At 68.6% G+C, this 18,099-nt stretch carries 15 protein-coding genes; 2 read left to right on the top strand and 13 right to left on the bottom strand.

Annotated elements, in window-relative coordinates; translation table 11 throughout:
* Positions 1 to 38: 38 nt before the first annotated feature.
* Together ACKTTN_RS10220 and ACKTTN_RS10215 are read right to left on the bottom strand one after the other, a co-directional pair.
* Positions 39 to 2,066, bottom strand: a complete 2,028-nt coding sequence (locus ACKTTN_RS10220; RefSeq protein ID WP_407909735.1) for a M13-type metalloendopeptidase — start codon at positions 2,064 to 2,066, stop codon at positions 39 to 41.
* Between the two features lie 149 nt (positions 2,067 to 2,215).
* Complete coding sequence (locus ACKTTN_RS10215; protein ID WP_407909734.1) at positions 2,216 to 4,291, bottom strand: M13 family metallopeptidase; 2,076 nt, start codon at positions 4,289 to 4,291, stop codon at positions 2,216 to 2,218.
* A 420-nt stretch (positions 4,292 to 4,711) separates the two neighbouring features.
* On the opposite strand from ACKTTN_RS10215, the gene ACKTTN_RS10210 reads away from it, so the two are divergent.
* Positions 4,712 to 6,016: a DEAD/DEAH box helicase gene (locus ACKTTN_RS10210; protein ID WP_407909733.1), complete on the top strand. Its 1,305-nt coding sequence runs from the start codon at positions 4,712 to 4,714 to the stop codon at positions 6,014 to 6,016.
* A gap of 12 nt (positions 6,017 to 6,028) precedes the next feature.
* On the opposite strand, the gene ACKTTN_RS10205 is transcribed toward ACKTTN_RS10210, so the two are convergent.
* The 10 genes from ACKTTN_RS10205 to trxA all read right to left on the bottom strand — a co-directional run bounded on the left by ACKTTN_RS10205 (position 6,029) and on the right by trxA (position 17,152).
* Positions 6,029 to 7,168 carry a DUF1501 domain-containing protein gene (locus ACKTTN_RS10205; protein ID WP_407909732.1) on the bottom strand — a complete coding sequence of 380 codons (1,140 nt, stop codon included), beginning with the start codon at positions 7,166 to 7,168 and terminating at the stop codon, positions 6,029 to 6,031.
* A 1-nt stretch (position 7,169) separates the two neighbouring features.
* A complete protein-coding gene (locus ACKTTN_RS10200) occupies positions 7,170 to 8,594 on the bottom strand; it encodes a DUF1800 domain-containing protein (protein WP_407909731.1) in 1,425 nt (474 codons plus the stop codon).
* Positions 8,591 to 8,842 (bottom strand): hypothetical protein, encoded by a 252-nt coding sequence (locus ACKTTN_RS10195; protein ID WP_407909730.1) that lies wholly within the window; start codon positions 8,840 to 8,842, stop codon positions 8,591 to 8,593. The genes ACKTTN_RS10200 and ACKTTN_RS10195 overlap by 4 nt, the downstream gene beginning before the upstream one ends.
* 287 nt (positions 8,843 to 9,129) lie before the next feature.
* The gene (locus ACKTTN_RS10190; protein ID WP_407909729.1) at positions 9,130 to 10,941 is read right to left on the bottom strand and encodes a DUF885 domain-containing protein; all 1,812 of its coding nucleotides are present in this window, start codon (positions 10,939 to 10,941) and stop codon (positions 9,130 to 9,132) included.
* An 87-nt stretch (positions 10,942 to 11,028) separates the two neighbouring features.
* Positions 11,029 to 11,841 carry a queuosine precursor transporter gene (locus ACKTTN_RS10185; protein ID WP_407910065.1) on the bottom strand — a complete coding sequence of 271 codons (813 nt, stop codon included), beginning with the start codon at positions 11,839 to 11,841 and terminating at the stop codon, positions 11,029 to 11,031.
* 20 nt (positions 11,842 to 11,861) lie between these two features.
* Entirely contained in the window at positions 11,862 to 13,037 is a 1,176-nt protein-coding gene (locus ACKTTN_RS10180) for a PQQ-dependent sugar dehydrogenase (protein ID WP_407909728.1), read from the bottom strand.
* Positions 13,034 to 13,690, bottom strand: a complete 657-nt coding sequence (locus ACKTTN_RS10175; RefSeq protein WP_407909727.1) for a DUF502 domain-containing protein — start codon at positions 13,688 to 13,690, stop codon at positions 13,034 to 13,036. Before ACKTTN_RS10175 ends, ACKTTN_RS10180 begins: the two co-directional genes overlap by 4 nt.
* 25 nt (positions 13,691 to 13,715) lie before the next feature.
* Complete coding sequence (locus tag ACKTTN_RS10170) at positions 13,716 to 15,695, bottom strand: bifunctional serine/threonine-protein kinase/formylglycine-generating enzyme family protein (protein WP_407909726.1); 1,980 nt, start codon at positions 15,693 to 15,695, stop codon at positions 13,716 to 13,718.
* A 62-nt stretch (positions 15,696 to 15,757) separates the two neighbouring features.
* Complete coding sequence (locus tag ACKTTN_RS10165) at positions 15,758 to 16,207, bottom strand: DUF4442 domain-containing protein (RefSeq protein WP_407910064.1); 450 nt, start codon at positions 16,205 to 16,207, stop codon at positions 15,758 to 15,760.
* A gap of 78 nt (positions 16,208 to 16,285) precedes the next feature.
* Positions 16,286 to 17,152, bottom strand: coding sequence for a thioredoxin (trxA, locus tag ACKTTN_RS10160; protein ID WP_407909725.1), 867 nt, complete (start codon positions 17,150 to 17,152; stop codon positions 16,286 to 16,288).
* 74 nt (positions 17,153 to 17,226) lie between these two features.
* On the opposite strand from trxA, the gene ACKTTN_RS10155 reads away from it, so the two are divergent.
* On the top strand, positions 17,227 to 17,859 hold the full coding sequence (locus ACKTTN_RS10155) for a DUF998 domain-containing protein (protein WP_407909724.1): 633 nt from the start codon (positions 17,227 to 17,229) through the stop codon (positions 17,857 to 17,859).
* Here the strand turns inward: ACKTTN_RS10155 and ACKTTN_RS10150 are convergent.
* Complete coding sequence (locus tag ACKTTN_RS10150; RefSeq protein WP_407909723.1) at positions 17,807 to 18,061, bottom strand: SemiSWEET transporter; 255 nt, start codon at positions 18,059 to 18,061, stop codon at positions 17,807 to 17,809. The genes ACKTTN_RS10155 and ACKTTN_RS10150 overlap by 53 nt on opposite strands.
* Positions 18,062 to 18,099: the final 38 nt, after the last annotated feature.

Genomic DNA, 18,099 nt, shown 5'->3' with positions numbered 1-18,099 from the left:
GCGAAAGCGGGCGTTTTCATGCGCGACGCAGTGTCAGGTCACGGCCACAACCGCACCAGTTGCTCGGGCTTCGGCTGCATCGCATTGCCGGCCTTGCACGCGAAGGCGGTACCGAACGCCGGCTGGTTCATCAGCGGAACGTTAGTGCGCCAGCGACCCGGCGGATACGCGCTGGTCGCCGCGCGCGCGGTGGCTTCGTCGACCGACACCTGCTCGGGCCACAGATGCGCCCAGCCCGTGTAGAAGGCCTGCATGGTTTCCTTCGCGGCGCCGGGTTGTGCGCTCTGCAACGCGGCCTGCGCGAGTTCGACGCCTGCCTGGTCCGCGATCAGCTGGTCGCGCACGAGCGTGCCGTTGACGTTGACGCCGGTGAGCTGCGGATAGGCGAGGGCGCCGGCCTGCGCCGAAACACGGCCGCCCAGCGACGACCACGCCGCGGTTTCGGTCGGCGTCCACCAGTCGCGCGACTGGCCCTTGGCGTCGATGAGGCGGCCCTGCGTGTCGATCGCGTGGCTCAACTCGTGACCGACCAGCGCGCCATACGCGCCGTACAGCGAGGCGACCGGTTGCGTCGCGTCGAACACCGGCGGCTGCAGCATCGCAGCGGTGACGATCAGGCGGTTCTGCGTCGCGTCGTAGGTCAGCGCGGGCTGTTGCGGCAGCACGTCCCAGCGACGATCCGCATTGCCGCGGCCGATGCGCTTCATTTCCTCGCGATGACGCCAGGTCGAGGCGATCAGCATGTTGCTGCCGAAGCTGCCGCGCCCCATCGGCTGGACGGTGTAGTCGAGGTCGCGACGCGGCGCGCCCACTTCGATCTTCAGCGCGGCGAGCTTCGCCTTGGCCTCGGTCTTCGCCGCGTCGCCAAGGCGCGGATCGTGGTCGACCATCGACGACAGCGCGTCGCGCACCTGCGTGGCGATCGTTTCGGCCTGCGTGCGCGACGCAGCGGGCAGGTAGCGCGCGACGTATTCCCGGCCAAGCATAGGGCCGGCGGCGAGGTTGATCGCGTCGAGCACGGCCTGCTGGCGCGATGCCGGCGCCACTTGCGCGGCGAGCAGCCGGCCGCGGAACTCGAAGTTCGCGTCGCGCCACGACTTGGCGAGGTAGGGCGCCATCGCGTCGCCCACGCGCCAGCGCAGGAAGGTCTTCCATTCCTCAACCGGCAGCCCGGCGACGAGGTTGTCGAGCGTGGTGAACAGCTCCGGGTTCGCCATCGACACCTGGTCGTCGGTGACGCCCTGCGCCTTGAGGAAATCGGCCAGCTGCAGGCGCTTGTACTGCATCGCGAGGTTCGCGGTCGGCACCGGGGCGTAGTTCGCGCGCGGATCGCGCTGGATCGACAACGGGCGCAGCGCCTGTGCGATGCGCGTCTCGACGTCCATCACGTACGCGAGTTCCTGCGGCATCTGCGCCTGCTGCGTGCCGGTCAGCAACAGGATCTTCTGCACGTACGTGCGGTAGCGGTCCATCACCTCGCGCGTTTCGGCGTCGGTGCGCGAATAGAACGCGGGATCCTGGAGGCCGATACCGCCGCCGGTGAAGTAGCCGATGTGGCGGCTGGTGTCGGCGAGGTCGACGTCGGCGCTGAAATTGAATGCGACGGGAATACCGACTTGGTGCAGCGCGGCGATCGCCGGCGGAATGTCCTTGGCCTTCTTGATCGCATTGATGCGGCTGAGCAGCGGTGCGATCGGGTTCGCGCCGTCGCGTTCGACCGCCGCTTCGTCGATGCCGCTCGCCCAGAAGTCGCCCAGCAGTTTCTGCACGTCGTTCGACGGCGCGCTCATGGCGCTGTTGAGTAGGTCGACCTGCTGCTGGTAGGCGCGCTGGCGCAGCTGGTCGAGCGCGGACACCGCCGGCACGCCGGGTGTTGCCGGGTTCGACGCCAACCACGACTGGTTGGCGTAGGTGTAGAAGTCGGTGCATGCCGTCGGCGCGGCGGGCTTGGCAGTGCGCGACGAGGCGCTCGACGCTTTCTTCTTCGTCGCCGCAGCGGAATCGGGGACGGACGTCAGGGTGAGCAGGGCAACGGCCAGTGCGGCGACGATCGGGCGTGCGGTCATTGCGAGCGTCCTTGTGGAAACCGGCTGGAGTCTAGCAACGGCGCGGCGCAGCCACTGAACGATTTCCTCACGCGTTCGTGCGCGTGGCTGCAAAAAACGAAAGGCCCGGGTTGCCCCGGGCCTTCGCGCTCACTGCGTGTCGCGTGGGATTACCAGATCACGACCTGCTGGTCGCCACCGCGCACCATCGGGCTGCCCGCCTTGCACTGGAACGCCGTCGCGAACGCCGGCATGTTGGACGGCGCGCCGATCGCGCGGAAGTTCGCCGGTGCGTGCTCATCGGTGGTGATGCGCAGCTTCAGCTCGTCCGGCGTGAAGTTGCGGCGCCACACGGTCGCGAAGTTGAGGAAGAAGCGCTGGTCGCGCGTCAGGCCGTCCTTCACCGTGTCCGGCTTGCCTGCCGTCGCCTTCTGCATCGCGTCGTAGGCGGTGTTGAGGCCGCCGAGGTCCGCGATGTTCTCGCCGAGCGTGTGCTTGCCGTCGACCTTCAGGCCCGGGGCCGCTTCGTAACCGTTGAACTGGTTGACGAGCTTGTCGGTGCGCGACTCGAAGCCCTTGGAGTCCGCATCGGTCCACCAGTTCTCGAAGTTGCCGGTCGGTCCGAAACGGCTGCCCTGGTCGTCGTAGCCGTGCGTCATCTCATGGCCGATTACCGCGCCGATGCCGCCGTAGTTCATCTCGTCCGGCGCCTTGGGGTCGAAGAACGGCGGCTGCAGGATCGCGGCCGGGAACACGATCTCGTTCATCGACGGGTTGTAGTACGCGTTCACCGTCTGCGGGCTCATGCCCCATTCGGTGCGGTCCACCGGCTTGCCGATCTTCGAGATGTCCCACTTGTAGTTGAACTCGTTCGCGGCGATCACATTCGCGATGTAGCTGCTGCGCGAGGTGTGCAGGCCCGACCAGTCACGCCACTTGTCCGGGTAGCCGATCTTCGGCGTGAATGCCGCCCACTTGGCGAGCGCCTTCTGCTTGGTTTCGGCGGTCATCCAGTCGAGCTTCTCGATGCGCGCCTTCTGCGCGTCGCGCAGGTTCTGCACGAGCTGCTCCATGCGCGCCTTCGAATCGGCCGAGAACGCCGTCTTGACGTACAGCTGGCCCATCGCTTCACCGGCCGCGCCGTTGAGCGCCCCGAGCACGCGCTTGCCGCGCTCCTTGATCTGCTTCTGGCCGCGCAGCGTCTGGTTGTAGAACGCGAAGTTCTCGTTGACGAACGCGTCCGACAGGTACGGCGACGCTTCGTCGACAGTGTGGAAGCGCAGGTAGCTGCGCCACGACGACGCCGGCACGTCGCCGAGCATCTTGCTCACTTCCTGGTGGAAGGACGGAATGGCCAGCGAGAACATCGACGGAACTTCGAGGCCCTGCGACTGGAAGAACGTCGTCCACGGGAAGTTCGGCGTCAGCTTGTCGGCTTCGGCCGGGCTGACCGGGTGGTAGAACAGCTCGGCGTCGCGCGACAGCTCCGAACGCGACTTCGACGCCTTCGCAAGGCGCGTCTCGAACGCGACCACGTCCTTCGCCTGCTTGGCGGCGTCGGCGGCCGACACGCCCGACAGCGTCAGCACCTTGGCGACGTGCGCTTCGTACGCCTTCAGCACGCCGGCCTTGGTGGCGTCCGTATAGAACGTCGTGTCCGGCAGGCCCAGGCCGCCCTGGAACGCGACGCCGATGTTGACCGACGAGTTCTTGTAGTCCGGCGTCGAACCGAAGCCGAACAGAACGTTCTCGCCCGACGCCGCGCTCTTGCGCAGGTAGTCGGCGATCTCGCCCTTGTCGTCGAGCGCGTCGATCGCGGCCAGGCGCGACTTCAGCGGCGCGATGCCCTGCGCGTTGATCGACTTGGTGTCCATGCCGGTCGCCCAGAAATCACCGACGATCTTCTGCACGCCCGTCGCGTTCTTGTCGCCCGCGACCTTCTCGGCGATCTGGCGCTGCGCGGCGTTGCTCCGCTCGTCGAGCATCTCGAACGCGCCCCACGACGTGCGGTCGGACGGGATCGGGTGCGAGGCCAGCCACTTGCCGTTGACGTAGCCGCCGAAGTCCGTGCACGCGTTCTTCGACGGGTCGAGGTCGCTCTTCATGAAACGGTTGACCGGCGGCAGCTTCGACGCGTCGATGCTGAGGTCGCCCGCGGCCTTGGGCGCGGCATAGGCGGCGACGCCACCGGCCAGGACGGCCACGACGGCGAGGGCAAGCGGGAGGGTGCGGTTCTTTGGGGTCACGTCGGGCTCCGGAGCCGGGACAGGGGTCGGCCCGGGCGCGCAGGCGCGGGCGACACGCCGGATGGCATGTTGGCCGGACGTTACCCGCGGGTGCGTTATCGGAAGCGTGCCGGAGGTCATGTCGGCGAGCCGGACTGAACCGTAACCACAAGCGGCCGGGCAGGGCGTCGGCTTTTCACGTAGGATGCACACCGTTCAGCGTCTGGCATCCGCTCCTTCGGGGCGCGTTTTCCACGGTTCTCGCAGGCCCTTTCGGCCCTTGCCGCCCCATGCGGCATCGCGACGTCATCCGCACGCATTCTCGACGCCGACACGTTCCGGGCCTTTCCGGCGCGTCACCCCTTTACTCGCAGCGCGGTCTGGAAGGCTCCGAGTGGACCCGCGGTTATCCCCGCGGCGTATTTCCATTGGAGCACCACCATGACTGAACCCTCGACCTTCGAGGCGCTCGGCCTGCCGCCCGCCGTGCTGCGCGCGCTCGCAGTCCTCAACTACAACACCCCGACGCCGATCCAGCAGGCCGCCATCCCCGCGGTTCTCGCCGGCCGTGACGTCCTCGGCGCCGCGCAGACGGGCACCGGCAAGACCGGCGCGTTCGCGCTGCCGCTGCTTGCCCGCCTGTCCAAGACGACCGCCGCCCAGGGGCCGCGCCGTCCGCGAGCGCTCATCCTCGTGCCGACGCGCGAACTCGCGGTGCAGGTCAACGAGAGCCTGCGTTCCTACGCCCGCCACCTGCAGCTGCATACCTGCATGATCTTCGGCGGCGTCGGCATGGGTCCGCAGATGGACGTGCTGCGTCGTGGCGTCGACATCATGGTCGCCACGCCGGGCCGCCTGATCGACCACCTCGAGCGCGGCACCGCCAAGCTCGACGCGATCGAGATCCTCGTGCTCGACGAAGCCGACCGCATGCTCGACATGGGCTTCATGCCGGCGATCAAGCGCATCGTCAACACCGTGCCGAAGGCGCGGCAGACGCTGCTGTTCTCGGCCACGTTCGAGCCGCGCATCCGTGGCCTCGCCATGGACTTCATGCGTAACCCGGTCGAAGTCGAAGTCGCCGCGCGCAATACCGTTGCGTCGACGATCAAGCACATCGCGCATCCGGTCGACGGCAGCCGCAAGAAGGACCTGCTGGTGCACCTGCTGGCTACGCGCTTCCAGGATCGCGTGCTGGTCTTCGGCCGCACCAAGCATGGCTGCAACCGCCTTGCCGAGCAGCTCGAGGAAGCCGGCCTGAAGGCCGTCGCGATCCACGGCAACAAGAGCCAGGGCCAGCGCCAGAAGGCGCTCGACGCATTCAAGGCCGGCCGCGCTCGCGTGCTGGTTGCGACCGACGTCGCTGCGCGTGGCCTGGACATTCCGGACCTGCCGCTGGTGATCAACTTCGACCTGCCGATGGTCGCCGAGGACTACGTGCACCGCATCGGCCGCACCGGTCGCAACGGCGCGACGGGCGAGGCGATCTCGCTGGTCGGCGTCGACGAAGGCGGCCTGCTCGCGCAGGTGCAGAAGATGCTTGGCGCCAACGTGCAGCAGGTGACCGTCGAAGGCTTCGCGCCGACGCGTGCGCTGCGCATGGACATGAAGCCGGTGCAGGCGCAGCGCACTCCGCGTCCGTCGCATCGTCCGCATGGCAAGCCGGCTGCGCGCACCGCGCATGCCCATGCGCACACCGGCAAGCCGCGTAGCGCGGCGAGCAGGTCGGCGCGTCCGTCGCGCTAAGGCGACGACGCGTCAGGCCACCAGGCCGCCCATCGCGCGCGCGGTCGCGCTGTCGGGGAACACCTGACGCTCGACCGCCGTGCGATCCACACCCATGTGGTCGACCAGCACGCCCTTGAACAGGGCGCGCAGGTCGCTGGTCGCGTGTAGGTCGCGGCCTTCGAACAACGCGGACGACGACAGCCCGGGCCAGTCGCCGGCGATGCGTCCGCCCCGCACCGCGCCGCCCGCGAGGAACGCGACGCCGCCGGTGCCGTGATCGGTGCCGCCGGTGCCGTTGGCCGCGGCGGTACGACCGAATTCCGTGACGATCGCGATGACCGTTTTTGACCAGACAGGTTGCCCGGCGTCGTGGAACGCGCGCAGGCCGGCGTCGAGTTCGCCGAGCTTTCGCTTCAGCTGATACGCCTGCCCGCCGTGGCTGTCCCACCCGGTGTCCTCGACGAACGCGATGCGCGGGCCATCCGCGGCACGCATGAACGTCGCCGCCGCCTGCATTGCCTGCGGCAGGCGCAACGCACCGCTGCTGCCCATGTCGCCGTTGCGCATCGCTTCGGCGAACGACGGCGCGAGTTCGCGATCGTTCGCGTACAGCGCCTGCAGGCGCTGCAACATCATCGGGTCGACATCGTCCGCGAATGGCGGCGACCACGTGCGCACGTGCCCCGGCCCGCGCGCCGACAGCGGCGCGACGCTCGCCACCGCGAGCGCATCCGCACCCGTCATCGACGCGCTCGTCCGGCTCAGCCAGCCTGTCTGCAGGTGCGCGCTCGCATCGCCTCCGCTTTCGACGTTGTCCTGTGCCTCGAAGTGCGAGCGTCCGCGATACGGGGGCGCGATGGCGACCACCGGCATGAACTGTTTCGACGCGTACAGCTGCGATGCGAACGACAGCGATGGATGCAACCCGAAGCCGCCGCCGAGGGGCAGCGCGTCGGTGACTGCTAGGTCGCGACGCAGCCGCAGATAGTCCGGATCGCCGACCGGCGGGAGCGCGTGCAGCGCATCCAGCCCGCCACGCAGCAGTACGACCACGAAGCGTGCATCGCCGTTGCCGCGCAGCGCGCCGGCGAACGAGGGGAGTCGCGGCCACAGCGCGAGTGAGGCGCTGGCACCTGCGACGGCGAGGAAGCGGCGTCGGCTCGCATCCATGTCAGGTTCTCCACTGGAACGCGGGGCTCGCGAACAGCAGCGCGAGACCGGAACGTGCGGATTCGGCGCGACGCAACGTGGTCGCAGTCGCGTTGTCGAGATGCGGTCCGAGTGCGCTGCGTGCGGTCGCGAGCGGGTCGAGCATCGATGCGAGCGTCGCAAGCCGTTGCGCGGCCTGCACGCGCTTGAACAACGCGTCGCCACCGCTCCACGCACTCGTGATGTCGGGAAAACCGGCCGGGGAACGCGGGGTGAACGCCGGTTCGCCAAGTTGCGTCAGCACCGGCTGCAGGCGTGCGATCGGCTGTTCGGCGTCGAGCGAGCGCAGCGCGGCGACGATGAAGTCATCCGGCGTGCGGAACTTGCGCGCGCCCGCGTCCCACGCCTCGGGGCTGTCGATCAGCGCGCGATACACATCGACGAGTTGGCCGTTACTGCGGATCCACGCCTGCGTCATGCGGTCGACGACCGCCTTCGGCGGTTCATCCGCGATGAAATGCCTTGCGAGCTTGGTCGATACGTGGCGGGCCGTTGAGGGGTGCACTGCGAGATCGCGCAGGATCGCGCGTCCCTGCTCGATGCCCGCGTCCGCATAGCGGCGACCCACCACGCTGCGCGCGCCGCCTTCGTGTGCGTTGGCGCGGAACACGAACGCCGAGGCTGGCACGCTGTCGAGCACGTCGCGCGGCGCCGGCGTGCTCCAGCCGGTGATCGCGCGCGCCAGCTCGGTGACGTCCGCCTGCGTGTAGCCCCCATCGACGCCCAGCGTATGAAGCTCGAGGATCTCGCGCGCCAGGTTCTCGTTGAGTCCGAGCTGGCGCTTGCCGGCGACACGACGGGCGATGCGTGAGTCGTCGCCGATCGAACGCACGTTGTCGAGGTAGCGCAGCATCGCGGGGTGCTGCTCGACAGCGAAGAGCAGATCGCCGAAGTACCCGGACGCATTCGGGCGAATGGCTTCTCGCTCCATCGGCGCCGCGTAGAGCAGCGCCTGGCGTTTGTCGATTGACACCGCGAAATGATTCGACCAGAAGCGAACGAGCCGTTCCGCGAAGCCGTCGGGCGTCGTCGCAGCATGGCGGTAGCGCGCATCGAGTTCGGCACGCACGGACTGCCGCAATTCGCCGCGCCCACCGGTCTGGCGATTGCGTCCCTGCAAGGGAGCGGCATCGTCCTGCGCCGGCACCATCGTGGTGTCGTTCTGCGTGCGCTTCGCCTGTCGCACCATGGCGAGCACCGTCGCTTCGCGATGGAGGTAATCAGCGCTGGTCGGCAGGCCGGTAAATGCGGTCGCGCGGGCATCGCCCGAAAGCTGGCGCGCGAGCACTGCGTGCGGGTCGTCGGCACGGTCGAGGTCGCCCGGGCGTGCGCCCAGGCCGAACCGGTTGTGCGTGCTGGCGAGTCGTCTATGTTGTTCGTCGGTCATCGCGCGTCCTCCCCGGACGGAAACGCCCGGGGAAGCTCGCGGTTGACGGGTTTGGCGCAGGCGCGCGTCATTGGTGCGCGATCCTGCGCCGATTCGCAGGCATCTAGCGGCCTCGCGGTATCGATGGGACGTGCCGCCAGCAGGAACGCGAGGGCCAGCAGCGCCACGCCGAACGCGATGCCGGCGGCGATCGCGAGCGCGTCGCGAAGCGTGGCGTATCGGCGGTTGGGATGCGCGTCGTGCGTCATGGGCATGCGGTCCGTGCGATGCGGGGCGCCGGTAGTCGCCGCGAATCCCACCTGCGCCGGGACCCCGCCCGCGCTGGAGCGCGGCGGCGCACGACGACGGTGAAACGGCTCGGAAGGCGACGGTCCATGGCGGCCCGTGGATGATCGGAGTCGACAACGCCCGATGCATGCGCGCGGTTGACCCGCGCCGATGCACGGTCGCGGCTGGTGGCCCGGCGGTCGCTTCGGGTGGCCCCAAATGCGAACGGGCCGCTTTCGCGGCCCGTCCGGTGAAGCATTCGCGCCGGTCAGGACGCTTTCTTGGCCTCGATCCAGCGATTGATCTTGGCGTCCAGCACGTCCAGCGGCACCGCGCCGTCCTTCAGCACTTCGGCGTGGAATTCGCGGATGTCGAACTTCGGGCCGAGTGCCTGCTGCGCGCGTGCACGCAGCTCCTTGATCTTCAGCTCGCCCGACTTGTACGCCAGCGCCTGGCTCGGCCACGCGATGTAGCGCTCGGCTTCGGCGGTGGCCTGCGTTTCGCTCTCGGCCGAGTTGTCGAGCATGTACTTGATCACCTGGTCGCGGCTCCAGCCCTTGCTGTGCAGGCCGGTGTCGGTGACCAGGCGGATCGCGCGCCACAGCTCGTTCTGCAGGTAGCCGAAGTAGCTATACGGATCCTGGTAGACGCCCAGGTCCTTGCCCAGCGATTCGGCGTACAGGCCCCAGCCTTCGGCGAACGCGGTCTCGCCACCGAAGCGGCGGAACTTCGGCATCGTGCCCATTTCCTGCTGCAGCGAGATCTGGAAGTGATGGCCCGGGATCGCTTCGTGCAGGTAGAGATCCTCGGCGTCCCACTTCTTGCGCGCCGGGAGGTCGTAGGTGTTGACGTAGAAGATGCCCGGACGCTTGCCGTCCTCACTGGCGCTCTGGTATTCGCCGCCGGCGGCCGACTTGGCGCGGAAGGCTTCGACCGGACGGATTTCGAACGGCGACTTCGGCACCAGCGAGAACTGCTTCGGGATGCCGGCATTTACCGACTTCTCGAGGTTGCGGTAGTACGCCAGCAGCTCGTCTTCGGTCTTGAAGTTGAACTGAGGATCGGTGCGCATGAACTTGAAGAAGTCCTGCAGCGAGCCCTTGAAGCCGACCTGCTGCATCACGCCCTGCATCGCGCCCTGGATGCGCGCGACCTCGTCCAGGCCGAGCTGGTGGATCTCCGCGGGCGTGCGGCTGGTCGTGGTGCTGTTGCGCACGTTGTACGCATACCAGGCCTGTCCGTTCGGCAGCGCGTCGAGGCCCACCGTCTCGCGCGTCTTCGGCAGGTATTCGTCGTTGATGAAGGCGCGCAGGCGCTTGTAGGCCGGCATCACCTGCGTGGTGATCATCGTGCGGTAGGCCTTGGTCAGGCGCTCGCGATCCGCGGCCGAGAAATCCTTCGGCATGTTGGTGATCGGGCCCCAGAACAGCGTCTTGGTCGCGTCGTCGTTGATCAGCGCGTCGAGCTGCGGCACCACCTTCACCATCAGCACGCGCGGCTGCACGACGCCGGCCTTGATGCCTTCGCGCATGTTCGAAACGGCGGTATCGAAGATCGCCGGCAGCGCGTTCGCGCGCTTGAGCCAGTTGTCGTAGTCCTTGACGGTCTTGAACGGCTGCGGGCCGGTGCCCGAACCGAACATCGCGCCGTAGCTCGCGATGCTGCCCATCTGGTTGACCGGCATCATCCAGTCGGGGAACTGCTCGCCCTCGAGCGAACGCTTGGCGCCGTCGACGAAGATCTCGTAGCTCAGCAGATCCTGCCCGGTGAGTCCGTCGCCGCCGACTTTCTGCACCGCATCCAGCCACTTCACGGTGAAGTCGTGCGTCTTCTTGCGGTACTCCGCCGTGAGGTAGTTCGGCATCTGGTCGTTGTAGCGGGGGTCACCCTGGAAGGTGGCCTGCAGCGGGTTGAGCTTGAGCAGCTCTTCCCAGTACTGCTCGTACATGGCGGTGAGCTTCTGGCCCTTCGACGACTGCGTCGCGGACGCGGTGGGCGCCTTCGCCGGTGCGGCTATGGAGGGCAGGGCGGCGATGCCGAACGCGAGGGCGACGGCAAGGGTGATCGGGCGCAGATGCATGGCAGGCTCCAGCTGGGGACCCCCGGGAGCATGGTGGCTTCCGGCGGCGCTATCGCCGGTCGGAAGTCATGGACGCACCGCCTTCCGTCAGGTCGCCGCCTGCCGGCGCAGCTCGTCGGCGCGTTCGGTGCCGAGGAATCGCACCATCGCGTTCTTCATCGCGTAGATCAGCGGGATCATCGCGACGGCCGCGAGCATCTTGTAGGCGTAGTTGACCGTGCTCACGGCGAGGAACAGGCCGATCGGCCAGTGCTGGGGTCCGAGCACGAAGGCGATGTAGAGCACGACGAAGCTGTCGACCAGTTGCGACACCGCGGTCGAGCCGGTGGAGCGCAGCCAGATCGCGCGATGCCCGGTGGCGCGGCGGATGCGGTGGAACACCGCGACGTCGATGAATTGCCCGAGCAGGAACGCGACGAGCGAACCCGCGATCGTCCACATGCCCTGGCCGAACACCGCGGAGAACGCGGCCTGGTAGTCCGACACACCTTGTGACTTCGCCGCGCCCACCCACCAGCCCGCGGGCGCCAGCGAGATCGCCGCGAATGCGAACGCGAAGCCGTAGACGATCAGCGCGGCAGCGAGCAGCGAGATGATGCGCACCCCGCGTCGACCGTAGAACTCGTTGATGACGTCGGTCATCAGGAACACGATCGGCCACAACAGCGTGCCGGCGGTGAAGCTCAACGAGCCGTTCTGACCAAACAGGTGCCATTCGAACGGCTTGACGCCGAGCGTGTCTTCCAGCGCGAAGATCTTCACGCCGATGAACTCGGCCAGCACCGTGTTGACGCAGAACAACGCCGCGAGGCCAATGAACAGCCGGACCGCGCGATCCGCGAGCACGTGCGGTGTGCCGTCGGGCGACGGGTCCCGTGTCGCAGCGTCCAGTGGCGGCATGTCGTCGACGGATGTCGCGCTCATTGCATCTTCCGGAGGTGGTAGATGACGCCCTTGCGGTCGTCGCTGAAGTAGAGGCCTTCCGCGCCATCGTCGATCAGTCCGGCCGGGCGGCCGTTCACCGTTCGGCCGTCGAGGAAACCGGTGATCAGCGGCTCGACGCTGCGGCCGTCGCGGCTGACGCGTACCAGCATGTAGCCGTGACCGATGCGTTCATTGGTCGAGCCGTGCAGGGCGACGATGTAGTGGTTCGCGAGCACGTCGTCCTTGTCGCTGTTTGCCGGCATCGGCAGCACGCCGAGCGCCGATGCATGCGCCGGGAAATGCGCGAGTGGCGTCGCGACGGCGCTGCAACCCGATCTGCGCGGGAATTTCGGATCGGCGCGAACGCGGCCGGCGTCGCTGTAGCAGTACGGCCAGCCGGCATCCATGCCGTCGACGATGCGGTACATGGTTTCGTCCGGGCGATTCAGGCCGAGATGGTCGGCGCCCTGATTCGTCGCGATCAGTGCATCGCCGTCGCGCACGAGCCCGACCGCGTTGCGCAGGCCGCGTGCGATGGTGCGCTGCGTGCCGTCCGGCGCGATGGCAACGATGCTCGCGCGCACGGCTTCCTTCTCGACGCAGGCATTGCAGCTGCTGCCGATCGACACGAGTGCGGTGCCGTCGCGTTCGACCAGCACGGTGCGGGTGAGGTGCCAGCCGCCGTACTTGTAGCTGAGGCCGTAGTCGGGAAATGTCGCCAGGGTTTCGGGTTGGCCGGAAATCCGGCCGTTCGCGACGTCGTACGGATAGCGCACCAGCGCCTGCGTCAGTGCCAGGTACAGCCACGTGTGGAAGTTGGCGTCGATGTGGAACGCGATGCTGTTGGGATTGCGCAGGCCGTCGAGCATCACGGTCGGCGCGGGAAAGTGGCCGGTCGCCGCGTCCGCGTGCCCGAGCATGAGCAGCTGGCCTTTGCGGTTGTCAGTGAGATCGTGCATGTCGGTGACGAGCAGGCGGCCGCGCGGATCACGCGCGAAGAAGCGCACGCGATGCAGGCCCTGCAGGACCGGGTCGAGCCGGTAGCCCGACGGAATACGCAGCTCGAACGACGCGCCGTCGTCGAGCGTGATGCGTTGCGGCACCAGTTTCGGCTGCGCGAACGCGGCGGGTGCGAGCGCGATGGCGAGCAACCCTACGAGCGCGCGTTTCATGGCGTGTCCTTCGCCGGTGCCGAGAACGGAATGGTTTCGGGTGACACCGCGCCGCCGGAAATGATGAAGCTCATCGCCTGGTCGACCGTCCAGTCGGTCGGCGTGATCTTCTCGATCGGCACGATTTCGAGATAGCCGGATGTCGGGTTCGGCGTGGTCGGCACGTACACCGCCGCGAGCTCGCGTCCCGTGCCCTGTTCGCGCAGCACGCGGGTGACGAAGCCGATGGACTTCATGTGCGCGTTCGGAAAATCGACCAGCACCACGCGCTGCGTGCCGTCCGGCTTGGTCTGCAGGATGTCGAGCAGCTGGCGTGCGCTGCCGTAGATGATGTTGGCGAACGGAATGCGCTTGACCAGCGCTTCGAACCATCGCAGCAGGCGCTGGCCGAACACGCGCCGCGCCATCATTCCCGACATCAGGATCACGGCGATCGTCGCCAGCAGCGCTAGCCCGTTCTGCACCCACGGCGCGGCCACCCACTGGAAGCCCTGGTACGTGTCCGCGACGCTCTGCAGGCCGGGGCCGATCAGTGGACGGCTGATGTCCGACAGCAGCACGAATACGAACTTGACCACCACCCACGTCAGCCAGATCGGCAGGAGGGTGAGCAGGCCGGTGAGGAAGAGTCGCTGCAGGTTGGTTGTGCCCATGCGGCGATTGTAGGCCGCGGGCCGCTCAGCGTTCGCGTATCAGGCGGAAGCCGACGTCGTCGTAGCCGCGATTGGCGGTGAGCGCTTCCTGCGCGGTGCGGCCGCGCCACGAATGCGCGGTGACCATGCGTTCGACGCAGCTTCCGCCGCAGTCGCGCAGCCACAGGCTGATCGCGCGGCCGCCGACGTCGGCGCCGGAACGCGCGGATTCGGACGACGAGGGCAGGCGGAAGCGACCGCCCGCCTGCGTGCCGAGCCAGTTCGCGTAGGACTCGGCGTCCTGCAGCGAGACGCAGACCACCGCGTCGTTCGGGCCCTGCGCGAAGCCGGGCGACTGCCACGTACGCGGCGAGAACACGCGAAGCAGCGACGCCCGCTCGCGGCACAGCGCCGGTGCGCGATGCGTGGCTTCGACGAAACGCTGGTATTCGGCGCGCGTCACCGGGCGCGGCGATACGTTGCCGCGATCCAGGTCCGCCACTTCGTCACCGACCACCGCGCGCGGTGAACCCTCGATGCCATTCGCCTCGCGCGTCCAGCGCGCAAGCTCGGTCGGGGCGAGGCGCAGGTCGCGCGCGAGCACGAGTGCCTGTTGCGCGCGCTTGCGGTCGTTGTGCTTGAGCGCGTCGTCGAAGCGCGTGCGCAGTGCCTTCTGCACATCGGCCGGCGCGGGCGTTGCGTCCGGATGCTGGCCGATGGCGCGTGCGAGCTGCTCGCCGTGGCCGGAGAGATCGCGGGCTCGGGCGTCATCGTTGGCGCGGATGGCAGCGACGGTGCGCGCGCGCAATGCGGTGGCGAGTTCGCCCGCGATCTCGACGACGCGCGGATCGTTCGGGTTGTCGGTCCACGCGGCGAGTACGGTGGCGAGTGCGCTGTCGTTGTCGGGCGTGGTCAGCGCGTTGCGCGCGATCTGCGTGCGGGCGCGCGACACCGCCATCTCGATGTCGGCGCCCGGCAGCGGTTCGAGCATGCGGTCGGTAGGATCCGGCCCGAGCACGTCCGACGGCTCGGAACGCACCGCATTCGGCGCGTGGAAGAAGCCGTCGCGGCCCCCACGAGGCCATACCGACGCCACGCCCCAGCCGATCAGGCCGAGCACGACGATGCCCGCGCCCCAGCGCGCAGCCGGGCTGGTCAGCACGCCACGCACGCGATCCCACGCCGGCAACCAGCGCGGTGGACGCACGGCGAGCATGGCGTCGCGCATCTCGGCGGCATTCTGGAAGCGCGAGTCCGCCGACTTCGACAAGGCGCGATACATGAAGCGCTGCCAGTGGCGCAGGTGCGCGGGCAACTTCGGAATCGGTTGTTGCGCATGCGCGATGGCCATCGACAGCGCGTCGCCGGCTTCGTACGGGAGCCGCCCGGCGAGCATTTCCCACAGCACGACGCCGAGGCTGTAGAGGTCGGCGCGACCGTCCACGTCCTCGCCGCGCGCCTGTTCCGGCGCCATGTAGGCGGTGCTGCCGACCGCGAGGCCCGCGGTGGTGACGCGCGGGCCGAAGCCGCGGCGCAGCGCGATGCCGAAATCGGCCAGCAGCGGACGACCGGCGTCGTCGAACAGCACGTTCTCGGGTTTGACGTCGCGATGCACGACGCCGCGCGAATGCGCGTATTCGAGCGCGGCGAGCAGCGCGGTCGCGATCTCCACCGCGCCAGCCTCATCTCGGGTGAAATCGACGTCGCCTAGATGGCCGCGCGCCAGGTGCGGCATCGAGTAGTAGGGCAGCCCGTCCTTGGTGCGGCCGAGTTCGTGGATGCGGACGATGTGCGGATGCTCGAGCCGCGCGATCGTGCGGACCTCGTTCTCGAAACGGCGACGGCTCACCTCGTCGGCCAGCGCCTGCGGCGCCATCACCTTCAGCGCGACCTCGCGGCCGAGCGCCGCCTGTTCGGCGAGGTAGACCGTCGACATGCCGCCACGGCCCAGCTGGCGCAGCAGGCGATACCCGTTGATCTGCGGGAATGAGTCGACGGTGGCGTCGGCGGGCGTGTGCTCGTCCATGCCGGCCCGAGCATATAGGGCCGGACGCGTGCCGCGAAGGCCGCGCGCCCGGCGAAACGTGATCAGCGGCCCGGCTTGCGCCGCACGTAGAGCTGTTTGCGAACGCGTGCGACGGTCTGGCCGTCGGCATCGATCACCGGCGTCTCGAACCAGCGAAGGTGCTTGGCGCCGTCCGCGGTCTGGGCGCGGATGTCGTCGAGCAGGGCATCGTCGACGCGGAACTCGGCATGGACCACGCCGCGCCCGGGTTTGTCGAAATCGATCTCGCCGGCGCGGTCCCAGACGAAGTAGTCGCGGCCCATGCCGCGCATGACCAGCAGCATCCAGAACGGGTCGGTCATCGCGAACAGGCTGCCACCGAAATGCGTGCCGACCGCGTTGCGGTTCCACGGGCGCAGGCGCAACTCGACCCTCGCGTGGCGCCAGTCGTCCGCCAGGTGGGTCACGTGGATGCCGGTGGCCAGGAAGGGCGGCCACAGGTTCAGGACGTGGCGCAGGCTGCGCGCGCCGATGATCTGCGCGTTCAAGGCGTCATTCCGCTGGGACGTCGGGCGACGTCGGGGTGGTTTTCCACGTGCGTCGGCCGCCGGTCAGAACAGCAGCGACGACATCCTGCGGCGGTAGCGGCCGACGAGGTCGTCGTCCTGCGCCACGCGGAACGCGTCGATCAGCGTGCGGCGGGCGAGACCGTCTTCGTACTGTCGATCGCGCCGCAGCATTTCGATCAGGTGCTCCAGGCCGTCCTCCTCGCGTCCGCCCAGCAGGCGTTGCGCGGCCAGCAGGTGGCGGGCGCGGAGGTCGCCCGGATCGGCGGCGATCGCGGCCTCCAGCACGTCGGCCGGCGGCGCGTCGTTCGCGGTGGCGAGCAGGCGCAGGTGCGCGCGGGCGCGCTCGGTGCGGTCGTCGGTGGCGAGGTTGGCGGGCAGCGCGTCGAGCAGCTGTTCGGCTTCGTGCGTGGCGCCGGTGCGCAGAAGGGCGAGCGCGAGATCGAGCTTGAGCGCGTCGTCCTCGGGCTTGGCGGCAACCTCGCCGCGCAGGCGCACGACGTCGGCGTGCGGGTCGAGGGCGGGCTCGTCGGCCGGCGGTTCCGGCTCGGCCGCGGCGAGCGGTTCGATGCCGTGCGTCTTCAGGAACTCGCGCAGCGTGCCTTCCGGGATCACGCCCGGGAAACCATCGGCCAGCTGGCCATCCTTGACCAGGTAGACGGTCGGGATCGAGCGCACCTGGAACGCGGCGGCGAGCTGCTGCTCCTTGTCGACGTCGACCTTGGCCAGCAGGAACGCGCCGTTGTATTCGGCGGCGAGCTTCTCCAGCACCGGGCCGAGCTGTTTGCACGGCCCGCACCACTCGGCCCAGAAATCGACCAGCACCGGCACCTGCAGCGAGCGCTGCAGCACGGTGTCCTGGAAGGTGTCGGCGGTGGCGTCGAAGACGTGCGGGTTCGCGTCGGCGGTCATGGTGGCTCCTGGAATTGCCCGGGAGATGGGGACGCGGCCCCGTCTCCGCAAGGCGCGCACGCTAGCATGGCGCGATGCAACGATCCGTCAGTCTTCCGCTCGCCGCCGCGCTCGTCGCGGCCCTGCTGTTCGCGGTGTCCGTCGCGGGTTTCGGCGCCCTGTACGAAGGGTTTTCGAACCTGCGGCATCCGGTCGCGGCGCTCGGCGCGAGCGGCGTACCGCATGCGCTCGCGTTCAACATGCTCGCGTTCGTCGTGCCAGGTCTGCTTGCGGTGTTCGCGCTGCAGGCGTTGCGTGCGCGGATGGGCCAGGCGCGTTTCGTCGCGCGCCTCGGCGTGCAGTCGATGACCATCGCCGCGCTCGCGTTCGCCGCGTTCGGCCTGCTGCCGCTCGACTCCAGCGACCTGCTCGCCGCGGCCAGTCGCGCGCATGCGGCGACGTGGACGTTGTGGTGGGTCGCCTTCGTCGCCGGTGCGGCGATGCTCGGCATCGGAATGCGCGGCACGCGACATGCGTCGCGCTCGTGGATGGTGTTCGCGTACGCGCTGGCGACGCTGCTGTTCGCGCTGATCCTGCCCGGGCTGGTCCCGGTCGGGCTGTCGCAGCGCGTCGCGTTCGCCGCCTGGTTCGTCGCGACGATCCTGTGCGCGCCGCCTAGCCGTGGCGCAGCTTCAGCGCGAGGATCGTCGCCGACAGACCCAGCGTGAGCAGGTTCGACACGATCATCGGCCACGACATCAGCACGATGCCGTAGCAGAACCAGCACGCGACGCCCACGGTGAACACCACGTACATCCCGAGCGAGATGCCGCTGGTGTCACGCGTGCGGATCGTCTTGATCGCCTGCGGCAGGAACGACAGCGTCGTCAGCGTCGCCGCCGCATAGCCCACCCATTCGCCGATGATCATGCCGACGTCTCTGTCTTGGCGACACGGCGGTGCTGCGG

The sequence above is a fragment of the Lysobacter claricitrinus genome, assembly GCF_045866565.1.
In the GTDB taxonomy this organism is placed as follows: domain Bacteria; phylum Pseudomonadota; class Gammaproteobacteria; order Xanthomonadales; family Xanthomonadaceae; genus Cognatilysobacter; species Cognatilysobacter claricitrinus.
This window is presented reverse-complemented; position numbering and strand designations above follow the sequence as displayed.